This is a genomic window from Flavobacterium sp., assembly GCF_029242675.1.
Taxonomy (GTDB): domain Bacteria; phylum Bacteroidota; class Bacteroidia; order Flavobacteriales; family Flavobacteriaceae; genus Flavobacterium.
Map to the genome: position 1 here is coordinate 1 of NZ_JAQWTM010000002.1, position 13,097 is coordinate 13,097.

Consider the following 13,097-nt stretch of genomic DNA (forward strand, 5'->3'; position numbering starts at 1 on the left):
TTTATTCCCATTGACTTAATAACTCTCGCCATTAACCACATAGGAGTGGAAGCTCTCACGGTTGTCACATCATAGGTCTCGAGGTTATAGATAACATCTTTAATAGCATCCAGACCTTCTTGAATCGTAAATTTGATTTCGTGGTGAATCGTTCCAATATGATCGGCGACAATTTGTGCTGCTGCTAAATCAGGCGAACCATCTAATCCTACTGAAAAGGAGTGCAATTGCGGGTACCAAGCATCGGTTGTATCATCAGACTCGATTCGTTTTTGCGCATATTTTTTGGCTACAGCCGATGTGATAGAAGAATCTAATCCACCCGAGAGTAAAACACCATACGGCACATCACTCATTAACTGTCTGTGGACCGCTGCTTCCAGCGCTACTTTAATATCTTCAATCTTTGTTTCGTTGTCTTTTACATTTTCGTACTCAGTCCAATCTCTTTTATACCATTGTACAAATTCACCGTCTTTACTCGTCATGTAATGACCTGGAGGAAATAACTGAATTTTGGTACAATACCCTTCTAATGCTTTAAGCTCTGAGGCTACGTAAAAAGTACCATGCTGATCCCAACCAATGTACAAAGGAATGATACCCATGTGATCGCGTGCTACAAAATACTCGTCTTTGTCAACATCATAAATTGCAAAACCAAAAATTCCATTCATTTCATCAAGAAAATGAGGCCCTTTTTCTTTGTACAACGCTAAGATTACTTCACAGTCACTTTCTGTTTGAAAATCATAGCTACCTACAAACTGCTTACGCAATTCTCTGTGGTTATAAATCTCTCCATTGGCCGCCAATACTAATTTGCCATCAGCACTAAACAAAGGCTGTTTTCCAGATGCTGGATCAACAATTGCCAAACGCTCGTGTGATAGTATGGCTTTATCATTACTAAAAATCCCACTCCAATCAGGTCCACGATGACGAATTATTTTTGACATCTCCAATACCTTTGGTCGTAAGGTTTCTGCATTTTGTTTTAAATCGAAGGCACATACTATTCCGCACATAACTATATATTTTATTTACTACTTTGTTTATTTTGATAAGGCAAAGATGGATTAATAGTTACAATCAGCAAACACATTTACTATATCTGATTACAAATAAAAACAAAAAAAGCTTATCTACCGCAGTTTTGTAATCAAAACATACAATAAATAAGCGTTCCTCTTAAAAACAGTAAGAAACCTACTGTTACCCAAAACTTTTACTTTACTTTTTGTCCTTTTAGGTAGGTATTTACCGGCTTCATGTTAAGGATCTCACTTTCAGATATTTTCATCAAATCTTTATCAAAAATCACCAAATCAGCCCATTTACCAACTTCTAAGCTTCCTTTCTCTTTATCTTCAAAATTAGAAAAAGCAGCCCAAATTGTCATCCCTTTAAGTGTTTCTTCTCTGGTTAAAGCATTTTCCATTTGGAATCCCTTCGCAGGATATCCTTTACTATCTTTTCTAGCTACTGCGGCATGAAAAGTAAGCATGGGATTTACCTCTTCTACGGGGAAATCAGTTCCTAAAGCAATTACCCCTGCTTTTTGGAGCAGTTTTTTATAAGCATAAGCATTTTTTAGACGTTCTTTTCCAAGTCGATCACCAGCCCAATACATATCTGATGTAGCATGTGTTGGTTGTACCGACGGAATAATCCCAAATTTGAAGTAATCAAAATCAATTTCACGCACTACTTGAGCGTGCTCAATTTTCCAACGACGATCCTTTTTACCTGTTAATGCATCTTTATATATTTTTAGCAAAACCGTATTAGCAGAATCACCAATCGCGTGGGAATTCAATTGAAAATTAGATGCTGCAATCTTTTTAGCGATTGTTTTCATATCAGCAATTGGAGTAATTAAGGCTCCAAACTGCGTGTGACTATCAGAATAGGGCGCATGCATAGCTGCTCCTCTTGACCCTAAAGCACCATCTCCATACATTTTAAAAGATCGCACATCTAGGTTATCTGTTTTGTAAGTTCCTTTTTTAAGGTACAAATCCAAATTATCTGGATTAGCACTAACCATCGCATAAACATTTAATTTCAGCACTTTTGCCTTTTGAAGGCTATCAATTAAATCGATTACTTTGTGGTCTAAGCCGGCATCATTTACCTTAGTTAAGCCGTAATCAAACCTGATTTTTTCTGCATCTAACAAAGCAGCTATTTGTGTTTTACGACTTGGCTTCGGAATAATACTAAAAACCAATTCCATAGGATTATCAATTAAAATCCCGGTAGGCTCTCCGTTTTTGATTTCGATTTGACCACCCGAAACTTTGGTGTCTTTCGTAATATTGGCTAAAGCCAAAGCTTTGCTATTTACAATAATTGCATGTCCATCTATTCGATTTAACACGACAGGGATATTAGGGAAGTACTTGTCTAAAATGGCTTTTGATGGAAATTCTTTAATAGCCCAATCGTTTTGATCCCATCCATTACCTACAATAAAATCCGTTTTTTTCACCTTTTGGAAGGCTTGAATCCTGGCAACAATCTCTTCCATACTCTTTGTTCCGCGGAGATCAGCTTCTTGTAAGGTCAAACCAAAATTATAAAAATGGCAATGCGCATCAAATAAGCCCGGATAAATAAACTTACCTTCGGCATCAATGGTGTTTCTAGATTGATATTTATCTGTTAGTTCCTCATCCGTACCAATTGCAATTATTTTACCGTCTTGAATGGCAATAGCAGTAGCGGTATCAAAATTTTTATTAACAGTGTATATTGTAGCATCAGTAATGATAGTATCTACCGTGATTTTATCTTTTTTTAGACAAGAAGTAAGTGAAACTAAGAAGAGCAGTAAAATAATTTTTTTCATAAAGAGTCTATTTTTATGCTGGCTAAGATAAAAAAAGATGACTAAAAAAATACATCAACAACTACTAAATATGAAACTTTGCTTAGCTAATTTCTTCTAAAATATAATTTGTAGTGCCAATTTCAAAGGTATAACCAACGGGATTACCCATTAGCTTGTTACCCAATGGTGACTCCGGTGATAAAGCAATTACATTAACTCCATCTATATTAATTTTAGGCAAGGCCAATGATAAATACAAGTAAATTCCGTTCGCTTTTACCAAACTACCCAATGTAACAATCTCTGCCACTATTTCAGGATTAATCTTATCTAAAACTGCTTTTTGCTGAACCACTTCACGTAGTTTCGCATTTAGTTTTTCTTGCTCCAAGTGCATCATCGAAAGTGCGGTTTCGTGCTTGTCGCCTGCAGAACCTTTTGCATCGTTTTTAGAATCCTCAGTCAATGCGGCGATCATATCTCTAAAAACATCGATTCGATCTTGAACAAGTTGCTTGTAATAGTTGTATATCTTATGCTTAAAGGTCATTTGATTTATTTTTATTCTTTAAAAATTTGAGATAATTTTCTTATCACCGGTGTATTTAGCAATCAAAGTTAGGCTAATAATAGCTGAGTATATTACAAAATTATCCAAAATTTAACATCTGTTTTTGTGCTTTTCGTAGCACAACTGCTATTTTTAGCATTAAATTAATTTAAAACAATTATGAAAAAATCGACAATCATTGCTTCAGCTGCATTTGCTTTTACCGTTTTACTATCAACAAATGCCTCTGCACAAAAATTTCCTGATTTAGACAAAAGTAGCATGGACGTTGCTGCATTCCCTACAGATTATAAAATTTCAGATAAATTGGTAAAAGTAACGTACAGCCGTCCGTTATTAAAAGGACGTAGTTTATCAGAATTAGCTCCTGATGGTAAAGTATGGAGAACCGGTGCTAATGAAGCTACTGAAATAACCCTTTATACTGACATGAAACTAGGTGGAAAAACTGTAAAAGCAGGAACCTACACACTTTATGCTATACCTGCTAAAGATAATTACACCATTATCATCAATAAAGATTTGAATGTTTGGGGATCTTATTTTTACAAAGAAGCTAACGATGTTGCTCGTGTAACAGTACCTGTAACAACTGCTGCTGATTCATTAGAAGCATTATCTATGGTTTTCACTCCAAGTGATAACGGCGTGGTACTTAATATGGGATGGGACAAAGTAAGAGTTGCAGTGCCCTTTACAAAATAAAACTTTTGATTTCAAATAGAAAGAGCGCTGTAAAATAAACACAGCGCTCTTTTTTTATAGCAAATTTCTAGGTTTAGAAATCAAATTTATAATTAGCTCCAAGTACAATTTGAAAAGCTTGAACGGGATAATTTAACCATTTTTGATACCCTTGATTGGCAATATTATTTGCTTTTACAAAACCTGTTAATTGACTGTTGTACTTGTACCCTACATGCGCATTGGCATCAAAGTAACTTTTAAGTGTTACTGGAGCAGGAGGAACAATATAAATGATATTGGTATCTACTTTTAAATCCTTTCTGTCTCCAACATAAAATACAGTGGTACCAGCATACCATTTTTCAGTAATAACTACATCTAATGTGGTGTTCATTTTAATTTTTGGTAAATTCCAAGCTTCCGGTTGAAAAGCATTTGTATACGTACTAAAAGTTCCTCCGATTCCGAACGTAACATTATCAGAAAAACTTGCCTTCAAATCACCTGAAAAACGTAATGTCTTCATATCATCATAAACCACACCCATCGAATTCCCAAAAGCATAATCCTCATTAGCACTATTCTCAGTATAGTTATTACTTTTGAATAAAGCTCTATTTTTTTCAAAAGCATACGAACCTTTGATGTTGTAACTTACATTAGAGGCTAACTTACCTTTTAACCCTGCAAAAACATCATATTGCTTATCAGTAGGCGTTATATTTAAGGTAGGAGATAAAAAAGCATTCTCATTGGCAAAATCTTGATATGAATTTTGAGAAAGACTTCCTTCAGCTCCAGTATAAAAAATCATTAAATCACCAACTACTTTGAGCGAAGCATTAATATTAGGATACACATACACTTTATTGCTGCTATTTTGATTGTCCATACTATAAAATACCGAGGCTCCTAAATTCAAGGTCCAATCGTCTTTTAAGACAACAAAGCTTGGAGCTACTCCAAAGTTAGTATACCCATACTTCAAAGGTTGGCTATTTGTGTTTTCATAGTTTTTTTCAAAAGTTCCACCTACGTAATCAACTATAATATTAGTTTTAATAAACTGATTCATAATATTAAATTGCAAAGAGGGTTTGATAGAAAAACGGTTCTCAGCCGACTTAAAGTTGTCAGTAAAGCGGCTGAACTTAACCGTAGATTCTTTTAAAAATCCATCATTAAATTCAATTTTAGCTCCTGCAGAAAGTGTATTATAACTGTGTTGCGGATCGATTCCAAATACCAAAGCTGAGCGGTCAGCAGGACTTAACGTATTACCAAAACTCTCTGGTAGGCCATACCAATTATAAATTTGATTTTGATAACCTAAATCCAAATTCCACGACATTGAGTTATAATTAGCTCCGTAGGTCAATCCGAGAGAAGTATCGTAAAATCGATCGTCTAATTCCACGCCTGAAATCCCTCCTTGCGAAGACAGATGGCGAAAAATACCCGCAACATAATCATTAGCTCCCAACTCTTGATTTACAAATAGCTCTCCGTTAAAAACACGGTAATTACCAAAACCAAGGGTCGCATAATTATTAAACAAACGCGCTTGTTTGGTTTTATCAACCCCTTCTGCTTTCCCTTTTGAAGGTGTAAAAGTGGAAGCAACTGGAAAAGAAAATATAGTATATCTAATCGTTTCTTTCTTAGCATTTCCCTCATCATCAAGATTAGGTGTCTCTTTAATTTTAAAGGCATCTGAAATGGTTGGTGTATATGGCTTAACCACATTTACTACTTCAGAACCTATTGTTTCTTCCTTTTTTTGAGCAATAGTTAGCTGAAACGCTACTAAAAACGTGGCAATAAGTAATTTGTTTTGAAAATTGAAATTCATATTTTTCATTTGTTATATTTTGATCTCGTTCGCATCGGTTGTAAAAAACCAATCCTACGCTATTATAGTTCTTATTTTATCGTATTTCTTACCCAACTTGCCATTCTCCCGCGGCGATAAACTGTGTTTGACCACCTATTCTAATATCATATTGATCACCAACCACTTTTCCATCAAAATAAATTTGCGATGGACGATGAACACTTTCTCCTTGATTGTTAATCAGCTTGATAACAGGATTATGATAGCGCAATAAAAAAGCTTGTAAACAGGTACTTGCGCTTCCTGTCGCTGCATCTTCAATTAATTGATTGTGTTCAATACACAACATTCTGGTATGCAGTATTTCGTTTTCCAAACTAAAAAAATACAAGGCTTTATGCTGCGTTTTACAATTGGCTTGCAACCAAGTCGCTGTTTTTTCTTTGTCTAATTGAATCTCTTGCAAAACTGTCTTGCTTTTTACAGGCACGATTACAAAGGCACTACCAGTTGATACTTCCTGAATATCATAACGAGGATCAAAATCAGCAACGGTAAGATTACTAAAAGCAGCAAAATCATCCTTATTTAAGGTGTCAAAAAATTGGGGCTGAGCCGCCTGTAACCAAAGTTGATTGTTAATTTCTTCCACAGGAATCGCTCCAACTGGCACCTGCAAAGTGATATTCTTGGATGTAGCATTCCATATTTTGTTTAAAATCACCCAAGAAGTTCCTATTACAGGATGACCCGCAAATTGCATTTCGCTTGCAGGAGTAAAAATGCGTACTGATGCTTCTTTAGTTTCTGCATTTAATGACGTAACAAAAGTACTCTCAGCAAAATTAATCTCTCTTGTAATTTCTTGCATTTGCTCGGTCGTTAACTCGCCTGCATTAAAAAAAACAGCGAGCTGATTGCCAGCGTATTTCTTTTCGGTAAAAACATCTACGATATAAAAGGGAATAGTCATTTATTTAATTTTTAAAAAATTAGGCAACGCTGTTGATTGAATTGCGCATCCTTTTTATTTTACAATCGATGAATTTGTTTTCGCTTCTTCTCCTTTTATACGATCCAATTCGGTTTGCGCTTCCGCGATTACGTCTGGATAATCTGTGAAATTTTTAATAACATTTTCTAAAATGTAGGTTGCCTGAAAACTATCTTTCAAACCATAATTGTTTCTAGCCATTACTACTAATCCTTTGGCACCAAAATAACGATAAGCCGAATAATTTTTAGCTAATTTTTGAACCGCCAGATTTGATGCTTCGTATTTACCATCTCTGTACTTGAAATAGGCATCATAATACAAAGCCTCAGCAGCTAGTTCGCCTTTTGCCAATGTCAACAATTTAGCATAACCTGCCCTTGCTTTAGTTTCATCACCCGTTTGCAAGGCAGAACGCGCTATTATGATTTGAGCATCACTTTTTACATTATCATCTGTTTTTGGATTGTTCAATACTTTATCCGCATAAATAACCGAATTACTATAATCTTTCTTTTCGTAATAGCATTTCATCAAATTCGATTGGGCAAATACCTTATTTTGTGGAAAATCAGCCTCGTTTTCTAATCGAATGAGCACTGGAATAGCTTTATCGTTAGCTTTGTTATCCAATAGTACTTGAGAAAGTCTCGCTAAAGATTGCTCTGTAAATTCGCTTCTAGGTTCGTTAATTACAAAGGTATAATTGGTAATTGACTTGTCTTTTTGACCTTCTTCAAAATAAGCTTGCGCCAAATAGAAATTCGCTTTCAAAGCATGTATTCCTCTTGGGAAGCTAGAAATGTAAGCCATAAAACCAGAAATGGCTTGCCTATTATTGTTTTGTTCAAACTGCTTCAAAGCCGATTCGAATGTATCATTATCTAAATCAACATCGGTAACAGCAACAAAATCTAATGTTTTTACCCAAGCAGCATACTCTCCTACTCTACCACCATCAACATAAATAAGTCTAGCCGTTGATACCGCCTCCAAAGCTTCCGCAGTTTTCGGGAAATCAGCAGCTACTTTCTTGAATTTAGTTAAAGCCTCTGCATTTCTATCTGAATTGTAATAAATCAAACCTTGACGCAATATTGCTTTGGCAGTATAGGAACCTTTGGGATATTCATTTATTAATCGATCATAGGTTTTTAAACCCAAGTCCTGCTTACTAGCGGCAACATAAGTACTCGCTAACTCATACATCGCATCATCACGTAAACTAGATTTAGGATACGCACTCAAAAACGAATTTAACTCCTCAATTTTCTTATCATTTTTAGAAACAAATCCGTAGCAAATCGCTTTTTGGTAGGAAGCATAATCAGAATCTACACTTTTAAAATCGATCACCTTATTATAGGCATCCATTGCAGGCCAGTATTTTGAAGTTACAAAAAGACAATCTCCCAAACGTAAGTAAGCATCAGTCAAACGCACTTTATCATCCTTAACTTTATCAATATGTACTTGAAAAGCAGTTGCTGCCTGATCGTACTCTTTCATTTTAAAATAGGCATACGCTAAATTGTAACTGCTGTTTTTGTACTCAGGTGTAGCACTAGCCTTGGGCATGCTTGCAAATTGTTTGTAACTAATAGCAGAATTGGCATAGTCAGCGGTAGTAAATTCAGTGTCACCTTTCCAAAAAGTGGCTCTTGCTGCGAATTCGACATCGATTTGACCAGCTAAAGAACTTTTAAACATCTTGGCAGCAGCTGTATAATCCCTATCCATGTATAGCTCTAAACCTCTATAAAAAGTCACCTTTTGATAGGCTAATTTATTTTCGGGACTTTTATTTTTTTCTAATAACACCAAAGCTTCCTTATAGTTTTTAGAGGAAATGTAGGAGTCAATTAATAATTTTTCGACTACTGATTTACTAGCATTATTAGGATAGGTTTTCAAAAAACCTTGCAAAACAGCTGGAACACTTTGATAAGAATTCCCTAGTTCGTAACTTAATTTGGCGTAATTTAAACTTGCATCTTCCTGAATGGCCGCATCAAAATTCATCTCTGAAGCATTTTTAAAAGCATTCAATGCTTCTTGCTTCTTATCTAAATTCAAGTAACTCTCTCCTAAATGATAGTAGGCATTTTGAGCAACGAAGTCTTTTCCGTTCACAATTTTATTGAACTGAGAAACGGCGCTTTCAAAATCCTTTTGCTTGTAATAAGCATATCCTAATTGGTAAAAATCAGTGTTATTCCATCGGCCTTTTTTACCTTTATATTGCGATAAATACGGAATTGCCTTTTCATATTGCTTCAAGTTAAAATAACTCTCGCCAATGATTTTATTGAGTTCTGATTTTTCCAATGCCGAAGATTTTGCCATCGCTTTATCTCCTAATTCAATAGCTTTTTGAAAATTACCCAGCTTAAAATTCATATCAGCTTGGTAGTAAGACAGCTTTTCCTTGTATTTTTCTTCTCCTGAAACTTCATCGAAATACTTGGTAGCTTCCTTGTAATCATCGCCTTCGTATGCAATAAAACCAAGATAATATTTGGCCTGCGAGCCGTATTCTTTAGAATTAACAACCTTATTTAAGTACGTAGTCGCTTCTTTTTTGTTTTTGGAACTAAAAAACGCATAGCCTTTTTGAAAGTTAAATTTATCGCGATCACTAGCACTTAATTGATTTTCATTTACTTTTTGAAACCATTGCAAGGCTTGTGGATAGCTTCCTTGATCAAAATAATAATGAGCTACCTCAATATAGGCCTGATTACTTTTGGCACTGGTTGGAAAATTTGTTACAAAATTCTCCATTTTTTCATCTGCATTGGCGTGATTTAGTCGAATTGCGCAAGATGCATCGTAATAAGCGCAGTCCGATTTTAATTCGGCATCATTAGTTTCCGACTTGATTTTATCAAAAATCATTTGAGCCGAAGCATACTGATTATCGTTAAATAACGCCACTGCTTTATTGTAATCCTTTAAATCACTGGTATATATAGCTGATTTTTGAGCTGAAACTGTAAACGAGTTTACCGCTATAAGTAAAAAGAAAAGCCAAGAAAGTTTACGCATTTTATATGTTTTTTAATGTATTCAAATGTATTGTAATATACTATTTATAACGAGGTAGTCAGCGGTTTTATTATGAACAAATTTTTAACATTGTTTAAAAAATTAATAATTGATAAGCGAAAATTCATAATTGATAATTACTTTTACACCATAAACACCAATAATTATGTCTCAAGCAATTCTGTCTTTAAAAAACGCAACGATTTATCAAGAAGATAAAGTGATTTTATCTAACATTAACCTAGAAGTAAATCGAGGCGAATTTTTATATATTATTGGAAAAACGGGATCAGGAAAAAGTAGTTTAATGAAAACGCTTTATGCTGATTTACCCTTTTCGGAAGGAGAAGGACATATTGTAGATTTCGATCTAGACACACTTAAAGAAGATGATATTCCGTTTTTAAGAAGAAAAATTGGTATTGTTTTTCAAGATTTTAAATTATTACCCGATCGTTCGATTAAAGACAACATGCTTTTTGTTTTAAAAGCGACAGGTTGGATCGATGCTAACGAAATGGATCGTAAAATAGACGAAGTTTTAGATAAAGTAGGAATGAAAGCGTATGCTTCAAAAATGCCACACCAAATTTCGGGCGGGGAACAACAACGTGTCGCTATTGCCAGAGCATTATTAAACGACCCCGAATTGATACTTGCTGATGAGCCTACTGGAAACCTAGATCCTCAAACAAGTACAGAGGTTCTAGAGGTGTTACGTAAAATAAATGAAAATGGAAAAACCATTATTATGGCAACTCACGATTATGCTTTATTAATGAAATTTCCATCTAAAACTTTGAAATGTGAAGACACTAAAATCTTTGAGGTAGTTCAGAGAACCGTGTAATGATTTCCATCCTGATTCCGATATACAATTACGATGCACTTCCTTTAGTTCAAGAATTGCATTCGCAGTGTATGGAAGTCGCTTTGGATTTTGAGATTATCTGCATCGATGATGCTTCAACTGCTTTTACGTCCTCAAATAGTACCATAAGTACGCTATCCAATTGTAGTTACGAATTATTACCCAAAAATATTGGTCGCAGCCAAATACGGAATCAATTAGCAACAAAAGGTGCTTATGATTGGTTCCTTTTCCTAGATTGTGACACTTTTCCTCAAAGCAGCACTTTTATTGCTACTTATTGGAACCAAATAAAAAAGAATTCCCTCAAAGCAGTCTTTGGCGGACTGTTGTATTCCTCCTTACAACCAGCCAATGATCAATTATTACGATGGAAATATGGCCATAAGCGAGAGGCTGTTTCGGTTGAAAACAGAAAAAAACAACCCTATACCACTAGCTTTGTATCTAATTTTTTAATTTTAAAATCGGTGTTTTGCGCTAGTCCATTTAGTGATGAGATTACTACTTACGGATATGAAGATTATGTTTTTATTCAAAATTTAAAAGAAAAAAACATTGCAATCGAGCAAATAGAAAACCCTGTTTTTCATCAAAATCTAGAATCATCTCTACAGTTTTTATCAAAAACTAAGGAAGCCTTACAAACGCTTTTCTATTTAAATCAGAACAACAAAGCGATTGTAACCAAAATTACTCGAACCTACCACATTTTAAAAAAGATACGATTGGTAGCGCTTACATCATTTGTTTATCAAAAAACGGCGCCCCTTTTAGAGAGAAATTTACTTTCAAAAAAACCTTCTCTATTCGCCTTTGACCTTTATAAAATTGGTTATTTTTGTTACTTAAACCACCAATAATGCCTTTTTTCTCGGTCGTCATTCCGCTGTATAATAAAGAAAACTATATTGAGGCCACTGTAAAAAGTGTTCTTAATCAATCTTTCGCCGACTTTGAGCTACTCATAATTAATGACGCCTCAACCGACGCTAGTTTAGAAAAAGTTATTGGCTTGGCTTCCGCCAAAGTAAAAATCATTAAGCATAGTAAAAACAAAGGACTTTCAGCTACGAGAAACACGGGTATTAGCGCGGCTTCTGCTCAGTACATTACTTTTTTAGATGCTGATGATACTTGGGATTCTAATTTTCTAGCTACTATTGCTAATTTAATCCAGGAATTCCCCGAGGCTAATTTATTTGCAACTCATTATCTAGAAATCTATTCAAAATCCGTTGCACTCAAACCCAAAAGTCCGATTCAAAAAAACGATCCCTTTATTGTAGCTAATTTCTTTGAGGCTAGTTTAAACCAACCCATTTACTGCCCATCGAGTTTGTGTGTACATAAAATAGTTCTGGAATCAGTTGGAAACTACAACGAACAAATAACCTTTGCGGAAGATGTCGATTTTAACATTAGAGCCAACCTTACTTTTCAGCTTGCCTATGCACCAAAGTCTTTAGTACATTACAACATGTTTTCTGAAAATAAAATCACTACCTCATCAGTAAAAAACAAGGTGATTCCTAATTTAGATTCTTATGAAAAAGACACTAAAGGCAACCCTAGTTTGAAAAGATACTTGGATTTTCACCGTTATATTTTTGCAAAAATGTATAAAATGGAAAAAGATAAGCAAACGTATCAAAAACTAAAGAAGGCTATTGCGAAAGATCCTTTTGTTTCAGGTTTGAACCCATCACAACGACTATTATTGATTGCGCCAAGAAAATTGCTGCTATTCGTTCAATACTTAAAACAATATTTGGTGAAAAAAGGCTACCGAATAACGACCTACTAACCCTGAAGATACTCCAAAAACGTTTGGTAATCTCGGATGTAATCTGATTCATCAAAAACTGCCGAAGCCATCACTAAGCATACAGCTCCCGACGAAAAATTATCGAGTTCTCTCCAAATATTTGCATTAATTAAAAGACCCATATTGGGTTTATTGAGTGTGATTTTTTCTTCAGAAAAACCATCTTTTACGATTACATCAAAACTGCCTGAAATCGCTATTAAAACCTGCCGTAAATTTTTGTGTGCGTGTCCGCCGCGGCTCGCTGAACTAGGAATATCATACAAATAATACACCCTTTTCATTTCAAAAGGTATGGTATTGTTCTCGACAACACCTATGGTTCCGAGTACATTTTCAATTTTAGGAATTTCGATTAATTCTATATTCATAAGGCTAACTTACATCAATTTTTAAATAGGTCAACCATTGCTTTCCAATATTTTCTA

The 13,097-nt window shown here is 34.9% G+C and carries 11 protein-coding genes; 4 read left to right on the forward strand and 7 right to left on the reverse strand.

Annotated elements, in window-relative coordinates; genetic code table 11:
- The 3 genes from asnB to P8M54_RS00045 all read right to left on the reverse strand — a co-directional run.
- On the reverse strand, window positions 1–1,028 hold a 1,028-nt coding region (asnB, locus tag P8M54_RS00035), incomplete at its 3' end, for an asparagine synthase B (RefSeq protein WP_300283632.1).
- 200 nt (window positions 1,029–1,228) lie between these two features.
- On the reverse strand, window positions 1,229–2,854 hold the full coding sequence (locus P8M54_RS00040; RefSeq protein ID WP_300283633.1) for an amidohydrolase: 1,626 nt from the start codon (window positions 2,852–2,854) through the stop codon (window positions 1,229–1,231).
- A gap of 82 nt (window positions 2,855–2,936) precedes the next feature.
- Window positions 2,937–3,386: a hypothetical protein gene (locus P8M54_RS00045; protein WP_300283634.1), complete on the reverse strand. Its 450-nt coding sequence runs from the start codon at window positions 3,384–3,386 to the stop codon at window positions 2,937–2,939.
- Between the two features lie 180 nt (window positions 3,387–3,566).
- Between P8M54_RS00045 and P8M54_RS00050 the strand changes: the two genes are divergently transcribed.
- Window positions 3,567–4,112: a DUF2911 domain-containing protein gene (locus P8M54_RS00050; RefSeq protein ID WP_300283635.1), complete on the forward strand. Its 546-nt coding sequence runs from the start codon at window positions 3,567–3,569 to the stop codon at window positions 4,110–4,112.
- A 73-nt stretch (window positions 4,113–4,185) separates the two neighbouring features.
- On the opposite strand, the gene P8M54_RS00055 is transcribed toward P8M54_RS00050, so the two are convergent.
- From P8M54_RS00055 to P8M54_RS00065, 3 genes are all read right to left on the reverse strand, one after another.
- A complete protein-coding gene (locus P8M54_RS00055) occupies window positions 4,186–5,946 on the reverse strand; it encodes a TonB-dependent receptor (protein WP_300283644.1) in 1,761 nt (586 codons plus the stop codon).
- Window positions 5,947–6,034: 88 nt separating this feature from the next.
- Entirely contained in the window at window positions 6,035–6,901 is an 867-nt protein-coding gene (locus P8M54_RS00060) for a PhzF family phenazine biosynthesis protein (protein WP_300283636.1), read from the reverse strand.
- Window positions 6,902–6,955: 54 nt separating this feature from the next.
- A complete protein-coding gene (locus P8M54_RS00065) occupies window positions 6,956–9,970 on the reverse strand; it encodes a tetratricopeptide repeat protein (protein ID WP_300283638.1) in 3,015 nt (1,004 codons plus the stop codon).
- A 166-nt stretch (window positions 9,971–10,136) separates the two neighbouring features.
- Here P8M54_RS00065 and P8M54_RS00070 point away from each other — a divergent pair, with 166 nt between their 5' ends.
- Genes P8M54_RS00070 through P8M54_RS00080 form a run of 3 tightly spaced genes read left to right on the forward strand, consistent with a single transcriptional unit; the run spans window position 10,137 to window position 12,648 of the window.
- Window positions 10,137–10,820 (forward strand): ATP-binding cassette domain-containing protein, encoded by a 684-nt coding sequence (locus P8M54_RS00070; protein ID WP_300283639.1) that lies wholly within the window; start codon window positions 10,137–10,139, stop codon window positions 10,818–10,820.
- On the forward strand, window positions 10,820–11,704 hold the full coding sequence (locus tag P8M54_RS00075) for a glycosyltransferase family 2 protein (RefSeq protein ID WP_300283640.1): 885 nt from the start codon (window positions 10,820–10,822) through the stop codon (window positions 11,702–11,704). The genes P8M54_RS00070 and P8M54_RS00075 overlap by 1 nt, the downstream gene beginning before the upstream one ends.
- The gene (locus tag P8M54_RS00080) at window positions 11,704–12,648 is read left to right on the forward strand and encodes a glycosyltransferase family A protein (RefSeq protein ID WP_300283641.1); all 945 of its coding nucleotides are present in this window, start codon (window positions 11,704–11,706) and stop codon (window positions 12,646–12,648) included. The genes P8M54_RS00075 and P8M54_RS00080 overlap by 1 nt, the downstream gene beginning before the upstream one ends.
- Here P8M54_RS00080 and P8M54_RS00085 read toward each other — a convergent pair.
- On the reverse strand, window positions 12,645–13,040 hold the full coding sequence (locus P8M54_RS00085; protein WP_300283642.1) for an FdtA/QdtA family cupin domain-containing protein: 396 nt from the start codon (window positions 13,038–13,040) through the stop codon (window positions 12,645–12,647). The two genes, P8M54_RS00080 and P8M54_RS00085, sit on opposite strands and share 4 nt — an antisense overlap.
- Between the last annotated feature and the right edge of the window lie 57 nt (window positions 13,041–13,097).